The organism is Pseudomonas sp. Irchel 3E13, from assembly GCF_900187455.1.
In the GTDB taxonomy this organism is placed as follows: Bacteria; Pseudomonadota; Gammaproteobacteria; order Pseudomonadales; family Pseudomonadaceae; genus Aquipseudomonas.
In genome coordinates this window covers 73800-93864 of sequence record NZ_FYDX01000019.1, presented here as the reverse complement: position 1 = coordinate 93864, position 20065 = coordinate 73800, and the positions used below count along the sequence as shown (strand labels likewise).

Sequence of the window (20065 nt, the reverse complement as noted above, 5' to 3'; positions counted from 1 at the left end):
CAATTCGCACGGAGCCGGATGAAATGGAACTCATCAAATCGCGTGAAGGTTTTGCCCCGTTTGGCAGCCACCAGACTTGGTACCGCATTACCGGTGACCTCGAAAGCGGTCGCACTCCCTTGGTCATCCTCCACGGCGGGCCAGGCTGCACCTATGACTACGTCGACGCTTACAAGGATGTCGCTGCCGGCGGGTATCCGGTCATCCACTATGACCAACTGGGCAACGGCCATTCGACGCACCTGCCCGATATGCCGCCGTCGTTCTGGACGGTGAGCCTGTTTCTCGAAGAACTCGACAACCTGCTGGAGCACCTCGGCATCAGCGAGCGCTATGCGCTGCTCGGCCAATCCTGGGGCGGCATGCTCGGCAGTGTTCATGCCGCGAGAAGGCCGGCCGGCCTGCGCTGCCTGATCATCGCCAACTCGCCGGTCGACATGGGCACCTGGATGGAAGAAGCCAATCGCCTGCGCGGAGAATTGCCCGAAGACATTCAGGCCACCCTGCTCAAGCACGAAGCCACCGGTGATTACCTCGCCGCTGATTACCTGGCGGCGACCCGGTTCTTCTACAACAAGCACGTGTGCCGTCTCAGCCCGTGGCCGGAAGAGGTGGAACGCACCTTTGCCCAGGTTGACGCTGACCCGACCGTGTACCACGCGATGACCGGTCCGAATGAGTTCACCATCACCGGCAGCACCAAGGACTGGACCATCGCCAACTACCTGCCTGAGATCAACGCACCTTGCCTGCTGATTTCCGGTCGCTATGACGAAGCCACGCCACGGGTGATCCAGCCATTCCTGGACCTGATCCCGGGTATCCAGAGTGCGATCTTCGAGAACTCCAGCCACATGCCGCATGTGGAAGAGCGGGTCGCGTGCATGGGCACCGTGGTGAACTTCCTCGACGAGAACCTGTGATTTCGCGTTGACCTGGGGCCGCGGTGCGGCCCTTTACGGAGCTTCGCCTGCCGATGTGCGGGTGGCAGTGCGGCGGTTGATGTTTTTTTTACGTTCTAGCCGCTATAGTGGCCACCCTTGTTGGGGAGTAGCCTGCTCCTGACCCCGGTCAGTGAGCGTTCACGTCAACATTCTCGGCAGCAGCCGTGGCGTGAACACCTTTCTGGTTGGCGAGACCAACGATGCATCCATGCCTGAAGTCGGGCGTGTGGTTGCGTCGTTGACTCATAGCCCGACTGGACTGTAACCGTGAATCCCTTTTCCCTCCTCTTCCTCGCGCTCGCCATGTCGACCGATGCCTTTGCGGCAGCGATAGGCAAAGGCTCCAGCCTGCATAAACCGCGTTTCGCCGAGGCCCTGCGCACCGGTCTGATCTTCGGCGTGATCGAAGCCATCACGCCGATCTTCGGCTGGGGCATCGGCCAGGTCGCCGTCCAGTTCGTCGAAAACTGGGATCACTGGATCGCTTTCGGCCTGCTGCTGGTGCTGGGTCTGCACATGATCTGGAACGGCCTCAAGGACGAAGACGAAGCCGAAGAAAAAACCAGCCAGCATTCCTTCTTGATTCTCGCGGTGACCGCATTTGCCACCAGCATCGACGCGATGGCGGTCGGTGTGGGCCTGGCGTTCGTCAACGTCAACATCCTGGTTGCCGCCGCATGCATCGGCCTGGCCACCTGCGTCATGGTCACCCTCGGTGTGATGCTCGGCCGTGTGCTCGGTTCGGTGGTGGGCAAACGTGCGGAGATTGTTGGCGGTGTCGTATTGATGCTGGTGGGCGCGACGATTCTCTATGAGCACCTGAGCGCCGTCTGATTGAGGTCTCTGGAGCCCGTCTCAGCGGGCTGCCCGGCCTCCCGGTGCCAGACCGCTGAGCAGCAGGCGCGCGGCGTTGCTGACCGCGATGTCGTAGTCCATTGCTTCGCTGCGCAGGCCGGGAAGCTGCCAGCCACGGCTGACGCAGGATTGCGCGATGGCCCAGATGGTCAGCAGCGCGTGTTCCGGGTCGATGGGCGCCAGCAGGCCGCGATCGACCCACTGGCGAATGCCGGCGAGACTTTGCTGGGTCTGCGTCGTCCAGCGGGCAAAAAACTCCCGTGGCAGGCGCCGCGCACCTTCACGCAGTTCAGCCATGAACACTTTCGAGGCGCATGGCTGGCGCTCGAACAGACGGATCATGCGGATCAGCGTCTGGGTCAGCGCCTCGATCGGCGTCTCATCGTCGTCCAGCGACGGCATGCAGGCGCTCAGGTACGAGGGCGCGATGTCCTCCAGCACCTTGGCGTAGATGTTTTCCTTGGACTTGAAGTAGTAGTGCACGTTGGATTTGGGCAACCCGGCCCGTTGCGCGATGGTCGCAACGGTGGTGGCGGCGTAGCCCTTCTCGGCGAAGGCTTCGCTCGCCGCGTCGAGAATGGTCCTGCGCACCGAGTCTGGCGCGTCGTCGGTGCGGGGCCGGGGTTTTCTGGCGCCCCGCGGCGTATCGAGGCGGGGATCGAACGGCATGATGTACATCGCGAATTCCTTGTTGTGCCCAAGCCCGGCGAGAGGTCCGCGTTGGAGTCGGGATTCGGAATATACAAAAATATACAGCGCTGGCGCGAGTACGCTGTATTGAATTCTATATAACGAAGCGCGTAGCCTTCTGCCGGCGGTGACCACCGCAGTCTCATCGAGCAGCAGGATTTCCCCGATGCAGCAACGCACATACCCCTACGTCGCCTGGCGACTGACCCGCACATTCCAGGTCGTGAAGGTCGAACTGGTGGCTGGCGGCATCTACGGTAGCGCCTACGACCGCACCGAAACCGGGCACAACTACCCGATCAGCGAGCTCTATCCGTCAAAGGATTAGGCTATTGCCGAAGGCGAACGACGACTGGAGATTCTGGCGGCGGATATCGCCAAGCGGCAGGCGAACTGGGAGCGGCGACGACGGGAGTTGTTGGGGCAGGGCGGGGGGAATTAAAAAGCCGGCTTGTGGCCGGCTTCTCGGGGACAGTCTTGGCTGACTTTTGGTAAGCCGCAACCGCCTTCAAATCGTTGGTCGACACGAGGTGTCGATAGGCGAGGGCTGTGTGAGGCCTCGCCCGCCCATGGCATGCAAGCGGCAGCCAGGGTGGAGGTGGACCGTAGCATACTGGGAATGGCTCGCAATGCCCAGCGGAAAATGCACGCTTATGCGCTTCAGTCCGGCCTTTCGCTGCGGTATTGGGCCCACCAGAACACCCAGCCGAGGATCTCCAGTTGTTGGCTGCGAGCCTGGCTGACGCTGTAGCTTTCGCAGGGAAACCCTTCGCTGTCATGGCTGTGCAGGCGCAAGACGCCGTTGGTGCGTTTGCTCAGGCTGTGGATGCGCAAGCGTCCGTTGTGCAGGACCGCGTACAGCTCGCCCTCGACCACCCGCGTCAGGCCGCGGTCGATGGCCAGTGGGGCGCCGAACGGGATCAGTGGCATCATGTTGTAGTCCGGCATGCTCAGGCACAGCGCCTGGGTCGGGTCGACGCCGAGGCGGTCGAGGGCCTGGCGCGGCAGGCGCAGGTAGCGGTTGTCGATGGGTTCAAGCTGGCGGTTGCGCAGGCTGTGAAATGGCAGCTGCGCATCGCCTTCGCCATAGGTGGTGAGGGCGCTGTGGTCCGGCACCTCGCTTCTTGGCTGTGTGCGGGGGCGGTGTATTCGCGGTAATGGGTTGATGTGCTTGGGACCTTCGCCCGTGCGCAGCCATTTGCTGCGTACGCACAGCAGTTCGGCGATTTCATCGAGCCGGGCCTGGGGCACACCGCGATGGAACCAGTTGTTCACATGTTGAGGCGTCACCTTGCGCTGGGCTGCGAAGTCCGAAGCGCTCAGGTTGCACTCGTTCAGCAGTGCCTTCAGTCGATCACCGGATGTATTCATGGGGACTGATTCTAGAGGGCAGGAACAAGGCTTCCTATAAACATTGGGTTGAGATATTTCGGAATGTTGATGGGTCGGAATTACAGTAATTGCCTATGGCGGCGTAGGAATTGTCGCTAACTCTCCACACCTCACTTTCCACACACCCATGAAAAAGCCCCGCAAGTGCGGGGCTTTTTCGTCAAGCGAGGAGCTTAGCCTTTGTAGGCGGCAACGGCTTTGGTGATCTCGGCGCGGGCAGCGTCAGCGTTGCCCCAGCCATCGATCTTGACCCACTTGCCTTTCTCCAGATCTTTGTAGTTCTCGAAGAAGTGCTTGATCTGTTCCAGCAGCAGGGCTGGCAGGTCGGTGTATTCCTTGATGTCGACGTACAGCTGCGACAGCTTGTCGTGCGGTACGGCGATGACTTTGGCGTCGCCGCCGCCGTCGTCGGTCATGTTCAGGATGCCGACCGGACGGGCGCGGATTACCGAACCTGGAGCAACCGGGTAAGGGGTCACGACCAGCACGTCCAGGGGATCACCGTCGTCGGCCAGGGTGTTCGGGATGAAACCGTAGTTGGCCGGGTAGAACATCGGGGTGGCCATGAAACGGTCGACGAACAGGCAGTCGCTGTCCTTGTCGATCTCGTATTTGATCGGCGCGTGGTTGGCCGGGATCTCGATGGCGACGTAGATGTCGTTCGGCAGGTCTTTGCCAGCTGGAATCTTGCTGTAGCTCATTGGGCGTTGCCCCCGTGTTTGACCAAAAATTGGCCGCGATTATAGGCACATTCGGAAACGCTTGCCATGCCCGCCCCGATGCTTGACCGATTCACTCCAGCGCATCTTTGTACTGCGGGTGGCTGAGCTGGAGTTGCTGAAGGCGCGCCAGGGGATCCTGGCGATAAAACCCGCGAAGCTGCGCGTAAACCGCAGGGTACGCCTGCATCAGCAGATCGGGAGCGCTGAAGAAGTATTCGCTGGTCACGGCGAAGAATTCGGCGGGGTTTTCCGCCGCGTAGGGGTCGATGGCCGTCTCGGCATCGGGGTTGCGGTCGAGCTGGCGGTTGAGGTCGTCGTAGGCGTGCTGCATGGCCTCGGCCCAGTCGCTGACACGCATGTCGCCGTGCAGTGGCGGCAGGCCATTGGCGTCGCCATTGAGCATGTCCAGCTTGTGCGACAGCTCATGGATGACCAGGTTGTAGCCTTCCCACACGCCGCTGGCCTGCACGCCGGGCCAGGCCATGATCACTGGCCCTTGCTGCCAGGCTTCGCCGCTGTGCTCGGCGTCCCATTCATGCTCGATGCCGCTGCTGTCGCGGTGGCGCTGGGGGCTGAGGAAGTCATCCGGGTAAAGAATGATTTCGTGAAAACCCTGGTACCAGTTCAGCGGTCCCAGGTGCAGCAGCGGCAATTGCGCCTGGGCGGCGAGGAACAGCCGCTCGCCGTCGTTCAGCTCGACGCCGGGCAGGGTGGTGAGGTGTTTGTCCCGCAGAAACAGGATGCAGGCCTCGCGCAGCCACTGGTCTTCCTCGTCGTTCAGGCCGTCGAGGATCGGCAGGCGCTCGCGCACCTGCTGCCACAGTTGTGGATCGATCGGGTGCCGGGCCAGTGTCCGGCGGCGACGCCAGTCGCTCAGGCTCCACATGTCGGCGGATCAGTGCGCCTTGGCCGGGCCACGGTTCATGCGGCCGCGGACTACACCGATGATCACCGGCACCAGCGACAGCAGAATAATGGCGACGATCATCAGCGACAGGTTCTGCTTGATGAAGGGCACGTTGCCGAAGAAGTAACCCAGGGTCACCAGGCCGCCCACCCAGAGGATGGTGCCGGCGACGCTGAAGCCGAAGAAGCGTGGGTAGGGCATTTTCGCCAGGCCCGCGACGAACGGTGCGAAAGTCCGCAGGATCGGCAGGAAGCGCGCCAGGGTCACGGTCTTGCCGCCGTGGCGCTCATAGAAATCGTGGGTCTGCTGCAGGTAGTCGCGGCGGAAGATTTTCGAGTTCGGGTTGCTGAACAGGCGTTCCCCGGCTGTTCGCCCGATCACGTAGTTGGTGCTGTCGCCGAGGATGGCCGCGATCATCAGCAGGCCGCCAAGCAGTACCGGGTCCATGCCGCCGCCCGCGGCCACGGCGCCGGCGATGAACAGCAGAGAATCGCCCGGCAGGAACGGCATCACCACCAGACCGGTTTCGCAGAAGATCACCAGGAAGAGGATGGCGTAGATCCATGGACCATAGTTGTTGACCAGCAAATCGAGGTAAGCGTCGAGATGCAGAATGAGGTCCAGCGGGTTGAAGTCCATGTACGACACCTGTGTTCAATACGTTGGCTGGCAGTGCGAGGAGCGCAAAGTTACCCCACAAGGAAGGGTAAGAATTCACACAATACGAAGGGCGCCATTATACGGCGACGAGAGATTTCTGCTTACGCAGTTTGTAGCTGAATGTGCTGAGCGGCAAACCACTGTGGGAGCTGACCGGGCGGCGCTCCCACAGTGATCGTGTTGTCGTCAGTTGAGCGGCAGAACGTAGTTCTTGAACTCGGTGTCCTCGCGAAAACCGATGGACTCGTAGGTCTGCATCGCCACTTTGTTGTCGCTGCTGGTGGATACCCGCATGCGCACCGCGTTGGTTTCCTTGGCCATGCGTTTGGCTTCGCGCATGAGGTGGTCGGCCACCAGCATGCGCCGCGAATCTTCGGCGACGTAGATGTCGTTGAGGATCCACACGCGTTTCAGCGACAGCGAGGAAAAACTCGGGTAGAGCTGGCAGAAGCCCATCAGCTTGCTGTCGTCATCATCCGGCAGCGCCAGGTAAATGATCGATTCGCCGCGTTCCAGGCGTTTTTCCAGGAAAGCGCGGGACGAGTCCGGGTAGGGCAGTTGCCCGTAGAACTCGCGGTACTTCACGAATAGCGGTGCAAGCAGGTCCAGGTGCTCAAGGGTGGCTTGGATGATTCGCATAAGCAGGCCTCGTGTTTCGAAGGGAATGGCGGCGAATCTCGGGCAGCCGTCGCCCCAGATGCTGCCTAAAGCGGAAAAAAATCGCAATCGTCGAAAAAGCGGCCGTCATTCAGGGTTTTCCAAGCAGGAAGTTTCCGTTTTGTTGCACGTCCGTTTCCGAATCCAGGGTCTGGACCTGCGCTTCGTCCTTGAGGTTCACCCCGGAAAGCTGTCTGCGACAGGCTTCGCGCATCAGGTAGACCAGGCGGTGCGCGGCCATGCCGTAACTCAGGCCCTCAAGGCGAACGTTGGAGATGCAATTGCGGTAGGCATCGGTCAGCCCGACTTTCGGGTTGTAGGTGAAATACAGCCCCAGGCTGTCCGGCGAGCTGAGGCCGGGGCGTTCGCCGATCAGGATCACGGTCATGCGCGCCCCCAGCAGCTCGCCGATTTCATCGGCCACGGCGACCCGGCCCTGTTCCACCAGCAGCACCGGCGAGGTGGACCAGTCATCGGCGGCGGTCTGTTCTTCAAGGCGATTGAGAAACGGCAGGGTGTGGCGGTGCACGGCCAATGCCGACAGGCCGTCGGCGACGATGATGGCCAGATCCACGCCGCCAGGATTGCCCTGGGCATGCTCGCGCAGCACCTGCGCGGAGTCTTCATGCAGGCGCCGCCCCAGGTCCGGGCGCTGCAGGTAGTGATGGCGGTCATTGGCGGCGCTGCGCAGCAGCAGGCTGTCGCGGCCGCGGGCCTGCAGTTGCTCGCGCAGGCCGGCATGGTCGAAGGGCAGGTGCACGGCGTCGCGGGCCTGGGCGTGGGCGAACTGGAAGTCCAGTTGTGCCTGGGTCGGCAGGCTGGTGCCGGAACGGCCGAGGGCAATGCGGGCCGGTGTCAGGCGGCGCAGTTCCAGCCAGGGGTTGTCGGTGGGCGTCGGTTGCTTGTCCATGAGGTCGCTCGCTTATCCCAGTTGCGCCAGGGCCTGGCGGAAGGCCGGTGGCAGGTTGTCGCCGAAGCGCACGCGGCCATCGGCCTGGGTGAAGATGCCCATGCGCGCCAGCCAGGCCTCGAACTCCGGTGCCGGCTTCAGGCCCAGGGTCTGGCGGGCGTAGAGGGCGTCGTGGAAGGAGGTGGTCTGGTAGTTGAGCATGATGTCGTCGGAGCCGGGGATGCCCATGATGAAGTTGATCCCGGCGACGCCGAGCAGGGTCAGGAGCATGTCCATGTCGTCCTGGTCGGCTTCGGCATGGTTGGTGTAGCAGATGTCGCAGCCCATGGGCACGCCCAGCAACTTGCCGCAGAAGTGGTCTTCGAGGCCGGCGCGGATGATCTGCTTGCCGTTGTACAGGTACTCGGGGCCGATGAAGCCGACCACGGTGTTGACCAGGAATGGCTTGAAGTGCCGGGCCACGGCGTAGGCGCGGGTTTCGCAGGTCTGCTGGTCGACGCCGAAGTGGGCGTTGGCCGACAGCGCGCTGCCCTGGCCGGTCTCGAAATACATCAGGTTCTGCCCGAGGGTGCCGCGGTTCAGGCTCAGGCCCGCCTCGTAGCCTTCCTTCAGCACATTGAGGTTGATACCGAAACTGGCGTTGGCCGCCTCGGTGCCGGCGATGGACTGGAACACCAGGTCCAGCGGCACGCCGCGGTTGATCGCCTCGATGGAGGTAGTGACGTGGGTCAGCACGCAGGCCTGGGTGGGGATGTCGTAGCGCTGGATGATGGCGTCGAGCATTTCCAGCAGGGCGCAGATCGAGGCGATGCTGTCGGTGGCCGGGTTGATGCCGATCATGGCGTCGCCGTTACCGTAGAGCAGGCCGTCGAGGATGCTCGCGGCAATGCCGGCCGGTTCGTCGGTGGGGTGGTTGGGCTGCAGCCGGGTCGAGAGCCGGCCGCGCAGGCCCATGGTGCCGCGGAAGCGGGTGACCACGCGGATCTTTTGCGCCACCAGGACGAGGTCCTGCACACGCATGATTTTCGACACCGCCGCCGCCATCTCTGGCGTCAGGCCCGGCGCTAAGGCGCGCAGGCTGTTTTCGTCGGCCTGATCGCCGAGCAGCCAGTCGCGCAGGCCGCCGACGGTCAGGTGGCTGACCGCTGCGAAGGCTTGTTTGTCATGGGTGTCGATGATCAGCCGGGTGACTTCGTCCTCCTCGTAAGGAATCAGCGCTTCATTGAGGAAATGACTGAGGGGAATATCGGCCAAAGCCATCTGCGCGGCGACCCGTTCGCCGTCGTTGCTGGCGGCGACCCCGGCGAGGAAATCGCCGGAACGGGCCGGGCTGGCCTTGGCCATGACCTCTTTGAGGCTGTCGAAACGGTAGGTCTGGTTGCCTGCCGTGTGTACGAAACTTGCCATTCGGAATCTCCAGAGCGCCGCCGGGCCGGCCGGCGGCGCGGTGAGGCGGTCAGTGCAAGGCTTCTTCGGCCTTCTGGATTGCGGCGAACTCTTCTTCCGGCGTACCGGCCACCAGGTGATGGCGGCTATACAGGGCGAAGTACGCAATCAAGATGCCATAGATGATGGCGGCGCCGATCACCACCCGCGGATCCACCAGAAAACCCGCCACCACGGCCAGGCAGGCCAGTACCAGGGCCACGCCGGAGGTGAAGATGCCGCCCGGCGTGCGATACGGCCGCTCCATTTTGGGGCGACGAATGCGCAGGGTGATGTGCGCGGCCATCATCAACACATAGGACAGCGTAGCGCCGAACACCGCCACCAGGATCAGCAGGTCACCCTGGCCGGTCAGCGACAGGCCAAAGCCAATGATGCCGGGGATGATCAGCGCCAGTACCGGGGCTTTGCTCTTGTTGGTCTGCGACAGCACGCGCGGCAGGTAGCCGGCGCGGGAAAGCGCGAAGATCTGCCGGGAATAGGCGTAGATGATCGAGAAGAAGCTGGCGATCAGTCCGGCCAGGCCCACCAGGTTGACGAAGCTGCCCATCCAGGTCGAGCCGCCGTAGGCCTTGGCCAGGGCTTCGACCAGCGGGTTGCCGGAGCTTTTCAGCGCTTCGGCGCCGGCAGCGCCCGGGCCAATGATCAGGATCAGCAGGGCAAAACCGAGCAGCACCAGCATCGCGCCGATCAGGCCGCGCGGCAGGTCGCGCTTGGGATTCTTGGTTTCCTCGGCCGCCAGTGGCACGCCTTCGACAGCAAGGAAGAACCAGATCGCGTAGGGAATCGCCGCCCACACCCCGACGTAGCCGAAGGGCAGGAACTCGCTGGCGCCGGCGGCCTGGGTCGGAACGATGTCGAACAGGTTCTTCGTCTCGAAGTGCGGCACCATCGCAATCAGGAACACCGCCAGGGCAATGGCCGCTACCGCAGTGATGACGAACATCAGCTTCAGCGCTTCACCGACCCCGAAAATGTGGATGCCGATAAAGATGATGTAGAACACCAGGTAGATGATCCAGCCGCCGATGCCGAACAACGACTGGCAGTAGGCGCCGATGAACACCGCGATCGCCGCCGGGGCGATCGCGTATTCGATGAGGATCGCGGTGCCGGTGAGAAACCCGCCCCAGGGCCCGAAGGCGCTGCGGGCGAAGCCGTAACCACCGCCGGCGGTGGGGATCATCGAGGACAGCTCGGCCAGCGAGAAGCACATGCACAGGTACATCGTGGCCATCAGCAGCGTGGCGAGGAACATCCCGCCCCAGCCGCCTTGGGCCAGCCCGAAGTTCCAGCCGGCATAGTCGCCGGAAATCACGTAGGCCACACCGAGGCCGACCAGCAGGACCCAGCCGGCGGCGCCTTTTTTCAGTTCACGTTGTTGGAAGTAGTCGGAGCCGACCTTTTCGAAGTCGACGGAAGAACCTGCCGGTGTCCCGGCAGAGTGATCGCTTGGCATGAAGTCACCTGTTGTTGTTTTTGAGTGGTGAATGCGGTGCATGAAGCGGGCCAGAGGGGTTGCTCTGGTTTTTGGGGCTGCTTTGCAGCCCATCGCGAGCAAGCTCGCTCCTACGGGGACGGCGCGTTTTTTTCTGTAGGAGCGAGCTTGCTCGCGATGGCGGGTTTAGAAGAAGCCCAATGGGTTGATGTCGTAGCTCACCAGCAGGTTTTTGGTCTGCTGATAGTGATCGAGCATCATCTTGTGGGTTTCACGGCCAACGCCGGACTTCTTGTAGCCACCGAACGCGGCATGCGCCGGGTACAGGTGGTAGCAGTTGGTCCACACGCGGCCGGCCTTGATGCCGCGGCCCATGCGATAGGCGCGGTTGATGTCGCGGGTCCAGACGCCGGCACCCAGGCCGAACTCGGTGTCGTTGGCGATCGCCAGGGCTTCGGCTTCGTCCTTGAAGGTGGTGACGCTGACCACCGGGCCGAAGATTTCTTCCTGGAACACGCGCATGCGGTTGTTGCCTTTGAGCAGGGTCGGCTGGATGTAATAGCCGGTCGACAGGTCGCCTTCGAGTTTTTCCACCTTGCCGCCGGTGAGCAGTTCAGCACCTTCCTGCTCGGCGATTTCCAGGTACGACAGGATCTTGTCGAATTGCTGCTGCGAGGCCTGGGCGCCGACCATGGTGTCGGTGTCCAGCGGGTCGCCGCGTTTGATCTTCTTCACCTTCTCCATCACCACTTCCATGAACTTCGGATAGATGGATTCCTGCACCAGGGCGCGGGACGGGCAGGTGCAGACTTCGCCCTGGTTGAAGAACGCCAGCACCAAGCCTTCGGCGGCCTTCTCGATGAAGGACGGCTCGGCCTGCATGATGTCTTCGAAGTAGATGTTCGGCGACTTGCCGCCCAGCTCGACGGTGGACGGAATGATGTTCTCGGCCGCGCATTTCATGATGTGCGAGCCCACCGGCGTCGAACCGGTGAAGGCGATCTTGGCGATACGCTTGCTGGTGGCCAGGGCTTCACCGGCTTCGCGGCCGTAGCCTTGCACCACGTTGAGCACGCCGGGCGGCAGCAGGTCGGCGATCAGTTCCACCAGCACGGTGATGCCCAGCGGCGTCTGCTCGGCGGGCTTGAGTACCACGCAGTTGCCGGCGGCCAGGGCTGGCGCGAGTTTCCAGGCGGCCATCAGGATCGGGAAGTTCCACGGGATGATCTGCCCGACCACGCCCAGCGGCTCGTGGATGTGATAGGCCACGGTGCCTTCGTTGATCTCTGCGGCGCCGCCTTCCTGGGCGCGGATGCAACCGGCGAAGTAGCGGAAGTGATCGACCGCCAGCGGGATGTCGGCGTTGAGGGTTTCGCGGACGGCCTTGCCGTTGTCCCAGGTTTCGGTGATGGCCAGCACTTCGAGGTTCTGCTCGATGCGATCGGCGATTTTCAGCAGGACGTTGGAGCGGTCCTGGACCGAGGTGCGGCCCCAGGCATCGGCGGCGGCGTGGGCGGCGTCCAGGGCTTTATCGATGTCTTCGGCAGTGGAGCGGGGGAATTCGGCGATGGGCTGGCCATTCACCGGCGAGGTGTTGGTGAAGTACTCGCCTTTGACCGGAGCCACGAACTCGCCATTGATGAAGTTACCGTAGCGGCTCTTGAACGAAACCTTCGCGCCTTCGGTACCTGGATGTGCGTAACGCATGGTGTCTCTCCTGGCTTATGTGTTTTGTTGGGGAGGATTTCAAGCGTAGAGCAAGTGTCGGGCCAGTGCCCGGAGGCCACGTCGGATCAATGACTTGGCGCAGTTTTGCCGAGGGTTTCGGCGCAGGCTGCGACACCTTCGGTACAGCCTGGGTGACACTTTGTACCGCTGGCGGTACAGCCGGCGACCCGGTGGTCAAGGCGCCATTGCAAAGCGCCAGTGCGAGGAGGATGCTGGGTTTCTCTCACCCGCGGAGAACAATAAAAGTGCAGGGTAATCATCTGAGCCGGCACGCCCGGCAAGTGCTTACAGTGACCCAAGGCAAAGGCGGTTTGCAGGGGCCGGGCAGCGATCCTTCGATCGCCCGCTCCTGGCTGCGCTGTCTGGAGGACTACCACCTCGATCCGGCCCTCGCCATGGCGCCCACCGTGCTCGAACACGAGCGGGTCATGGAAAGCCGCGATCGCCTGCACCAGGTGCTGCGCATCGCCGACAGCGAGATGAACAGCCTGCACCAGCAGCTTTCCGGCGCCGGCCATGCGGTCTTGCTGACGGATGATCGCGGGGTAATCCTCAATTGCGTGACCGCACCCACCGAGCGGCGCATTTTCGAGCGCGCCGGGCTGTGGCTGGGGGCCGACTGGAGCGAGGCCCGCGAAGGCACCAACGGCATCGGCACCTGCCTGGTGGAACGCCAGGCGCTGACCATCCATCAGGAAGAACATTTTCGCGGGCGCCACACCGGCCTGACCTGCTCGGCGAGCCCGGTCTTCGACCCGCACGGTGAGCTGCTGGCGGTGCTGGACGTGTCCTCGGCGCGGGCGGATGCCTCGCGGCAGAGCCAGTTCCACACCATGGCCCTGGTCAATCTCTCGGCGAAGATGATCGAGAGCTGTTATTTCCTGCGCTGTTTCGAAAACCACTGGTTGCTGCGCTTTCACCTGCAGGCCGAATCCGTCGGGCTGTTCAGCGAGGGGCTGCTGGCCTTCGACGGCGAAGGGCGGATTCAGGCGGTCAACCAGAGCGGGCTGAACCTGTTGGGCAATGTCCGTGGCGGCCTGCTGGGCAAGCCGGTGGAAATGTTCTTCGACTGCCACCTCGACGAGTTGCTGGGCCGCGCTACCGCGATGGCCAGCACCAGTTGGCCGCTGCGCACCCGTGATGGCCGGTTGCTGTTCGCCAGCCTGCGCGGGCAGGCCCGGGCGCTGGTCCAGCCGATTGCGCCGGTGCGTGTGCCGGCGCCGAGCAAACCTGCGGATATCTGTCTGCTCGATCCGGCCCTGCAGAACGATTTTCGGCGGGCGCTGCGGGTGTTCGAGCGCGATGTGCCGCTGTTGCTCAACGGCGAGACCGGCTCCGGCAAGGAGGCGTTCGCCAAGGCCGTGCACCAGGCCAGTCAGCGGGCGGGCAAGGCGTTTGTCGCGCTCAACTGTGCGTCGATTCCGGAAAGCCTGATCGAAAGCGAGCTGTTCGGTTACCGCGGCGGCAGCTTCACCGGCGCGCGCAAGGAAGGCATGCGCGGCAAGCTGCAACAGGCCGATGGCGGCACGTTGCTGCTGGACGAGATCGGCGACATGCCGCTGGCCCTGCAGACCCGCCTGCTGCGGGTGCTCGAAGAGCGCCAGGTGGTGCCCATCGGTGGCGAGCCGCAGGCGGTGGACGTGCGCATCATCAGCGCCACGCACCGCGATCTGCTGAGCCGGGTCGAGGACGGCAGCTTCCGCGAAGACCTCTATTACCGCCTCAACGGCCTGGAAATCTCCCTGCCGGCGTTGCGCGAGCGCAGCGACAAGGGCCAGTTACTCGACTTCATCCTCGCCGAGGAAGCCGGGCGGCAAGCGGTGCAACTGGAACCGGCGGCGCGCCGTTTGCTGCTGGATTTCGCCTGGCCGGGCAACGTGCGCCAGTTGCGTAATGTGCTGCGGACTTTGGTGGCGCTGTGCGAAGACGGGCATATCGGCGTGCTCGACCTGCCGCCGCTGGTGCGCAACGCCGCGCCATTGAAAGCCGTGGTCAACGCGCCTGTGGATAACCCCCGGGCGCCGCTGGACGACGCCGAACGCCAGGCCTTGTTGGCGGCGCTGGAGCAGAAGCGTTGGCACATGACCCAGGTGGCGGCGCAGCTCGGAGTAAGTCGTAACACGTTATATCGGAAACTGCGCAAACACGGTCTTTCCCGGGGTGCCTGAGCGAAACACAGGGTGAGATTTTTCCAACCCTAAGCTACCCTGCCAGCACGTTTTCCGAGGTTGACCATGCACATTCATATTCTTGGTATCTGTGGCACTTTCATGGGCTCGCTGGCGGTTCTAGCCAAGGAGCTCGGCCACCGCGTCACCGGTTCCGACGCCAACGTCTATCCGCCCATGAGTACCCAGCTCGAAGCCCAGGGCATCGAACTGACCCAGGGCTATGACGCCGCGCAACTGGATCCCGCGCCTGACCTGGTGGTGATCGGCAACGCGCTGTCGCGGGGTAACCCGGCGGTGGAATATGTGCTGAACAAGGGCCTGCCTTATGTGTCCGGCCCGCAGTGGCTGGCCGACCACGTTCTGCAGGGGCGCTGGGTGCTGGCGGTCGCCGGCACCCACGGCAAGACCACCACCAGCAGCATGCTGGCCTGGGTGCTGGAGCATGCCGGCATGAGCCCGGGCTTCCTCATCGGCGGCGTGCCGCAGAACTTCTCGGTGTCGGCGCGCTTGGGCGGCACGCCGTTCTTCGTGGTCGAGGCCGATGAATACGACAGCGCCTTCTTCGACAAGCGCTCGAAATTCGTCCATTACCGCCCGCGTACCGCGATCCTCAACAACCTCGAATTCGATCACGCGGATATCTTCCCTGATCTCGCGGCGATCGAGCGGCAGTTCCACCATCTGGTGCGCACCATTCCGAGCGAAGGCCTGATCGTCCACCCCACCACCGAATCCGCTTTGAAGCGCGTGATCGAGATGGGCTGCTGGACCCCGGTGCAGACCACCGGCGCAGGCGGCCAATGGCAGGTGCGCCTGCTCAGCGACGACGGTTCGCGCTTCGAAGTGAGCTTCGACGGCGACGTGCAAGGCGTGGTGGAGTGGGAGCTGACTGGCCAGCACAACGTTGCCAACGCCCTGGCGACCCTGGCTGCGGCCCGCCATGTCGGCGTTGTTCCGGCCATGGGCATCGCCGCGCTGAGCGCGTTCAAGAGCGTCAAGCGGCGCATGGAGAAAGTCGCCGAGGTCAACGGCGTCACCATCTACGATGACTTCGCTCACCACCCGACCGCCATCGCCACCACCCTCGACGGCCTGCGCAAGCGCGTTGGTGATGCACCGGTGATCGCGGTGATCGAACCGCGCTCCAACTCGATGAAGCTCGGTGCCCACCGTGATGGCCTGCCGGAAAGCGTGCGCGATGCCGACCAGGTGATCTGGTACGCACCGCCGAACCTCGGCTGGGACCTGGCGGCGACCGCCGCTCAGTGCGCGGTGCCGGCGATTGTCGCCGACAGCCTCGAAGCCATCATCGAGCGGGTCAAAGGCCAGGCCCGCGCCGGCACCCAAGTGGTGATCATGAGCAACGGCGGCTTCGGCGGCCTGCACGGCAAATTGGCCGAGGCGCTGCGGTGAACGGGCCGGAACGCATCACTCTGGCGATGACCGGCGCCTCCGGGGCGCAATATGGCCTGCGCCTGTTGGACTGCCTGGTGCGGGAGGACCGCGAGGTGCACTTCCTGATTTCCAAGGCGGCGCAATTGGTGATGTCCACCGAAACCGACGTGCTGCTGCCGCCCAAGCCCCAAGCCATGCAGGCGTTCCTGACCGAATACACCGGCGCTGCCGCCGGGCAGATTCGGGTCTATGGCAAGGAAGACTGGATGTCGCCTGTGGCTTCCGGCTCCGGCGCGCCGGCGGCGATGGTGGTGGTGCCGTGTTCCACCGGCACCCTGTCGGCCATCGCCACCGGCGCCTGCAACAACCTGATCGAGCGTGCGGCGGACGTCACCCTGAAAGAGCGCCGCCAGTTGATCCTGGTGCCGCGGGAAGCGCCGTTTTCCACCATCCATCTGGAGAACATGCTCAAGCTGTCGCAGATGGGTGCGGTGATCCTGCCGGCGGCGCCGGGGTTCTACCACCAGCCGCAGACCATCGATGACCTGGTGGACTTCGTCGTGGCACGAATTCTCAATCTGCTGAACATTCCCCAGGACATGCTGCCGCGTTGGGGCGAGCATCATTTCGGCGGGGAAGAGTGAAGCCCCTGCTGGCGGGGCTGCTGATGGCGCTGACCCTCAGTGGCTGCGCCACGGTCCGCACGCTGGATGCGGCAAAACCGGGCGCGCCGGTGGTGTATTCCGGGACGCGGCTGGACCTGTATGCGTTGCAGGGTGGTTGTTGCGCCGAGGACCGCTTTGGCGCTGAGGCGCCGAAGTACCCGGGGCTGGATCTGCCGGGAAGTATGGTGCTGGATACGCTGTTCTTGCCGCTATCTGTGTTGACTGTCCTGGGGGTTGGTTTCCAGGCCAGCGGCGGGTTGTAGGCGCCAGCTTGCTCGCGAAGGGTCGCAACGCGGCCCTGGACCTATCCACTCTTTCAGCGATCCCGGGGGAACGGGGACTGCTTTGCAGTCCTTCGCGAGCGAGCTCGCTCCTACAGGGAGGGGGGGATGTTTCGTTGGCTTATTTCCCCAGCTTCCTCAGTTCATCGGATTCCACCACGCGAATCCCGTCCTGTTCCTCCAGCGCCAGCCGCCACAGCGCCCGCGCAAGCTGGCATGCCTCGATCCCGTGATACTTGCCCGGAATCAGCTTCGACAGCGTGCCGGCCACTTGTTCGGCCAGGCGCGGTTCGATGCGTTCGCCCAGCAGCAGCGACGGCCGGGCAATGGTCAGTTGTGGCCAGTCCTGGGCTTTCAGCGCTTCCTCCATCTCGCCTTTGACTCGGTTGTAGAACACCGAGGATTTCGTATCGGCGCCGATCGCGCTGACCACCAGCAGGTGCCGCGCGCCCATTTCCCGGGCGCGTTTGCTGAAGGCCACGACCATGTCCAGATCAACGGCGCGGAAGGCTGTTTCCGACCCCGCCTGCTTGATGGTGGTGCCCAGGCAGCAGAACGCGATATCGACACGGCCACTCAACTGCGGGAGACAAACCGCCGGGTCTCCGACCGGATTTTCGAGATGTGGATGCTCGGCCAATGGCCGGCGGGTAGGAGCAAGCACGCGGCTGATGGTCGGCTCGTTGAGCAGGCGATCGAGCAGGTGTTCACCGGTAAGGCCGGTAGCCCCGGCAAGCAGGATGTGCTGCGGCGTCAAGTACATGATGTTTCTCCCTTGATACAGTCAGCTTAGTGGCTGGCCGTACTTTTTTCCTCGACCGCAGTGGCACTTTGCAGCGCTTTTCGCGCTTGTTGCTGACGCAGTTTTTGCCAATGTGCCAGGACGCCCTTGGGCGCCCAGATCTGCGGTTCGGACGCTTCGAAGCCTTCGGCTTGTTCCCGTTGGTCCACATGGGCCCGGGCAAGTTCGAATGCTTGTTGCAGATCGTCGGTTTGGTTCAGGGCCTGGGCGAACAGCGCGTCGCCGAAGTAGGTGAAGTCCGCCTCTTCGGAACAGCCGAAGGACACCCGGTCGGCCCGCGAGGCGGTCATGACCAGGGTGCGTTCATCCTTCAGCGGTTCGATGTAGCCACCTGAATAGCAGGCGGAGATGACAATGATCTTGTCGCGCTCCTTGAGCGGCGCGAGGGCGGCGGCCAGTTCGTCGGCGGGGAGGTCGGCCAGTTGCAGCCGTGGCTGGTCGAGCACCAGTTCATGCTCGTGGCTGCCATGGGTGGTGAGGTAGACGAACACCAGGTCTTCCGGGCCGCTGCGCTCGGCCAGGCGCTTGGCGGCACGGGTGAGGGTCTCGCGGGTGGCCATGGGCCGGTCGGCGAGGTGGTCGCGGTGGTTGACCAGGCTGACCTGGCCAATGGCGCCGAAACGGGTCTTGAGCATGTCGCTGACGTACTCGGCTTCGCGTAGGAACACGCTCTGGTTGCCGTCGCCGGCCAGCGTCAGGCTGTAGAGTTCGATATCGCCGGTGGAGGGCGGTATTTGCCCCAGGGCCTGTTCCAGCAGGCTGCCCTGGTTGAGCAAGGCTTGCTCGAGCGGGTCGGGCAGCAACCGGCCCTGTTCGTCGCGCACCCGCAGGCCGTTGATCCAGTGACCGGCTTCGACCCGGCCGCCGGGCAGGACCAGGCGACCGCTGCCCTGGTAGCTGTCGTTTTCGAAACCGCCGCTGTAGACGCTGCCATCGGCCAGTTGCAGGCGGCCCTTGCCGGAGAAACGCCAGTCGCGGAAGCCGCCTTTGTAATGGCTGCCGTCAACGGCAAACAACTCGCCTTTGCCGGTGAGCGCGCCGTCCTTGAAGTCGCCGATCCACACGTCGCCGTCGGCATTCTCGTAGCGGCCGCGGCCTTCCAGGCGGTTGGCCTTGAACTCGCCGATGTACTGATCGCCCTCGGCGCTGTTGAAGGTGCCGGTGCCCTTGAGCAGGCCATCGACGAAGTGGCCGCTGAACTGATTGCCGCTGGCGTCGCTGCGAACGCCTTCGCCATTGGGCTTGCCCTTGGCGAACTGCCCCTGGTACTGGCTGCCGTCGGCCAGCACCAACTCGCCTGCGCCGCTGTACTGGTCGTCCTTGAACTGGCCACGGTAATGCTGGCCGCCTTCGCGCAGGCTGCCTTCGCCGTCGCGCCGGCCGAGCTTGAAGCCGCCGCTGTAGCTGCTGGTCGGGGTGGTGAGCTTGCCTTGGCCGTGGAACAGTCCCTGCTGGAACTGGCCGACATAGACCTCGCCGTTGCTGCCGTGCCATTCGCCCTGGCCATGCCACTGGCCGTTGCTGAAGTGTCCGGCGTACCAACTGCCGTTGGGGTAGTCGACGCGACCTTCGCCCTGCAGCAGGCCGTCGACCACCTCGCCCCGGTAACGGCCGCCATCAGGCAGGCGGGCATCGGGCGGCGACAGCGGTTCGCCATCGCCACAGGCGGCGAGCAGCAGAATCAGGGCAAGTGGAACGAGTGGGCGCATGGCGGGGTCCGGGCGTTTGAAGCCCCGAGTATGCCGTAGAACCAGGGTTCTGGTGAAACGGCGGTCAGGCCGTTTCACCAGCGGGCGTCAGACGAACGCGAGGGAAAGGGGCTCGGCGATGTAGGCCGGTTTTTCTTCACCTTCGATTTCCAGGGTCGCGGTGACCTTGAGCAGCCACTGGCCAGGTTTCTTCTCGGTGACCTCGGTGAGGCTCACCGCGAGGCGGACGTTCGAGTCGACCTTGACCGGCTGGATGAAGCGCACGCTGTCCAGGCCGTAGTTGACGACCATCTTCAGGCCCTCGGGCAGGACCAGGATGTCTTCCATCAGCTTGGGAATCAGCGAAAGGGTGAGGAAACCGTGGGCGATGGTGCTGCCAAATGGCGTTTTTGCCGCCTTCGCCGGGTCCACGTGAATGAACTGGAAGTCGCCGGTGGCCTCGGCGAACAGGTTGATGCGCTCTTGATCGATCTTCAGCCATTCGGAACGTCCGAGTTCCTTTCCAACGTACTGCGGCAGCTCTGCAACGGGTACATAGGGCATTGCGACTCTCCTGACTGTCTTTGAATTTCTTATGACTAAGGCAGATACGAATGCTTAAGATCAGCACGCTCCATTGGCCCGGTCAAGTAGGCATGACCCGGGCGAATGTCGGGGTATAGACCGGTCGTTAGCGTGCTTATAATGGCCGCC

20 protein-coding genes and 1 riboswitch are annotated in these 20065 nt (G+C 63.4%); of the genes, 7 read left to right on the top strand and 13 right to left on the bottom strand.

The genetic code is table 11. The features are described from left to right. Window positions 1–23 precede the first annotated feature (23 nt). Both CKW37_RS27570 and mntP read left to right on the top strand, forming a co-directional pair. Window positions 24–923, top strand: a complete 900-nt coding sequence (locus CKW37_RS27570; protein WP_095159350.1) for a proline iminopeptidase-family hydrolase — start codon at window positions 24–26, stop codon at window positions 921–923. A gap of 115 nt (window positions 924–1038) precedes the next feature. Further along, window positions 1039–1207, top strand: a riboswitch (yybP-ykoY riboswitch). A 4-nt stretch (window positions 1208–1211) separates the two neighbouring features. After that, window positions 1212–1778, top strand: coding sequence for a manganese efflux pump MntP (mntP, locus tag CKW37_RS27565; RefSeq protein ID WP_095159349.1), 567 nt, complete (start codon window positions 1212–1214; stop codon window positions 1776–1778). Window positions 1779–1799: 21 nt separating this feature from the next. On the opposite strand, the gene CKW37_RS27560 is transcribed toward mntP, so the two are convergent. After that, window positions 1800–2477, bottom strand: coding sequence for a TetR family transcriptional regulator C-terminal domain-containing protein (locus CKW37_RS27560; protein WP_256587881.1), 678 nt, complete (start codon window positions 2475–2477; stop codon window positions 1800–1802). 178 nt (window positions 2478–2655) lie between these two features. On the opposite strand from CKW37_RS27560, the gene CKW37_RS32860 reads away from it, so the two are divergent. Continuing rightward, the gene (locus tag CKW37_RS32860; RefSeq protein ID WP_159985334.1) at window positions 2656–2817 is read left to right on the top strand and encodes a hypothetical protein; all 162 of its coding nucleotides are present in this window, start codon (window positions 2656–2658) and stop codon (window positions 2815–2817) included. Window positions 2818–3149: 332 nt separating this feature from the next. On the opposite strand, the gene CKW37_RS27555 is transcribed toward CKW37_RS32860, so the two are convergent. From CKW37_RS27555 to CKW37_RS27515, 9 genes are all read right to left on the bottom strand, one after another. After that, window positions 3150–3860, bottom strand: coding sequence for an XRE family transcriptional regulator (locus CKW37_RS27555; RefSeq protein WP_095159348.1), 711 nt, complete (start codon window positions 3858–3860; stop codon window positions 3150–3152). Window positions 3861–4054: 194 nt separating this feature from the next. Continuing rightward, on the bottom strand, window positions 4055–4582 hold the full coding sequence (ppa, locus tag CKW37_RS27550; RefSeq protein WP_095159347.1) for an inorganic diphosphatase: 528 nt from the start codon (window positions 4580–4582) through the stop codon (window positions 4055–4057). Between the two features lie 91 nt (window positions 4583–4673). Next, window positions 4674–5489, bottom strand: coding sequence for a zinc-dependent peptidase (locus CKW37_RS27545; protein ID WP_095159346.1), 816 nt, complete (start codon window positions 5487–5489; stop codon window positions 4674–4676). A 9-nt stretch (window positions 5490–5498) separates the two neighbouring features. Continuing rightward, the gene (locus tag CKW37_RS27540; RefSeq protein WP_095159345.1) at window positions 5499–6149 is read right to left on the bottom strand and encodes a DedA family protein; all 651 of its coding nucleotides are present in this window, start codon (window positions 6147–6149) and stop codon (window positions 5499–5501) included. 207 nt (window positions 6150–6356) lie between these two features. Beyond that, window positions 6357–6809: a GNAT family N-acetyltransferase gene (locus CKW37_RS27535; protein ID WP_095159344.1), complete on the bottom strand. Its 453-nt coding sequence runs from the start codon at window positions 6807–6809 to the stop codon at window positions 6357–6359. Window positions 6810–6918: 109 nt separating this feature from the next. Next, window positions 6919–7737 (bottom strand): ethanolamine ammonia-lyase subunit EutC, encoded by an 819-nt coding sequence (gene eutC / locus CKW37_RS27530; protein ID WP_095159343.1) that lies wholly within the window; start codon window positions 7735–7737, stop codon window positions 6919–6921. A 12-nt stretch (window positions 7738–7749) separates the two neighbouring features. Further along, window positions 7750–9144, bottom strand: a complete 1395-nt coding sequence (locus CKW37_RS27525; RefSeq protein WP_095159342.1) for an ethanolamine ammonia-lyase subunit EutB — start codon at window positions 9142–9144, stop codon at window positions 7750–7752. A gap of 49 nt (window positions 9145–9193) precedes the next feature. Further along, entirely contained in the window at window positions 9194–10642 is a 1449-nt protein-coding gene (eat, locus tag CKW37_RS27520; RefSeq protein WP_095159341.1) for an ethanolamine permease, read from the bottom strand. Window positions 10643–10807: 165 nt separating this feature from the next. Then, complete coding sequence (locus CKW37_RS27515; RefSeq protein WP_095159340.1) at window positions 10808–12328, bottom strand: aldehyde dehydrogenase family protein; 1521 nt, start codon at window positions 12326–12328, stop codon at window positions 10808–10810. A 266-nt stretch (window positions 12329–12594) separates the two neighbouring features. Here CKW37_RS27515 and CKW37_RS27510 point away from each other — a divergent pair, with 266 nt between their 5' ends. The 4 genes from CKW37_RS27510 to CKW37_RS27495 all read left to right on the top strand — a co-directional run bounded on the left by CKW37_RS27510 (window position 12595) and on the right by CKW37_RS27495 (window position 16843). Continuing rightward, on the top strand, window positions 12595–14517 hold the full coding sequence (locus tag CKW37_RS27510) for a sigma-54-dependent Fis family transcriptional regulator (protein ID WP_095159339.1): 1923 nt from the start codon (window positions 12595–12597) through the stop codon (window positions 14515–14517). A 66-nt stretch (window positions 14518–14583) separates the two neighbouring features. Beyond that, window positions 14584–15933 carry a UDP-N-acetylmuramate:L-alanyl-gamma-D-glutamyl-meso-diaminopimelate ligase gene (gene mpl / locus CKW37_RS27505; protein ID WP_095159338.1) on the top strand — a complete coding sequence of 450 codons (1350 nt, stop codon included), beginning with the start codon at window positions 14584–14586 and terminating at the stop codon, window positions 15931–15933. Continuing rightward, entirely contained in the window at window positions 15930–16559 is a 630-nt protein-coding gene (gene ubiX, locus CKW37_RS27500; RefSeq protein WP_095159337.1) for a flavin prenyltransferase UbiX, read from the top strand. Before mpl ends, ubiX begins: the two co-directional genes overlap by 4 nt. A 23-nt stretch (window positions 16560–16582) precedes the next feature. Continuing rightward, window positions 16583–16843: a YceK/YidQ family lipoprotein gene (locus CKW37_RS27495; protein ID WP_095159396.1), complete on the top strand. Its 261-nt coding sequence runs from the start codon at window positions 16583–16585 to the stop codon at window positions 16841–16843. 139 nt (window positions 16844–16982) lie between these two features. Here CKW37_RS27495 and CKW37_RS27490 read toward each other — a convergent pair whose 3' ends face one another. The 3 genes from CKW37_RS27490 to CKW37_RS27480 form a co-directional block, all read right to left on the bottom strand. Continuing rightward, window positions 16983–17624, bottom strand: a complete 642-nt coding sequence (locus CKW37_RS27490; protein WP_095159336.1) for an oxidoreductase — start codon at window positions 17622–17624, stop codon at window positions 16983–16985. A gap of 26 nt (window positions 17625–17650) precedes the next feature. Then, window positions 17651–19372 (bottom strand): C13 family peptidase, encoded by a 1722-nt coding sequence (locus tag CKW37_RS27485; protein WP_095159335.1) that lies wholly within the window; start codon window positions 19370–19372, stop codon window positions 17651–17653. A gap of 87 nt (window positions 19373–19459) precedes the next feature. Next, window positions 19460–19915, bottom strand: coding sequence for a MaoC family dehydratase (locus CKW37_RS27480; RefSeq protein ID WP_095159334.1), 456 nt, complete (start codon window positions 19913–19915; stop codon window positions 19460–19462). Window positions 19916–20065: the final 150 nt, after the last annotated feature.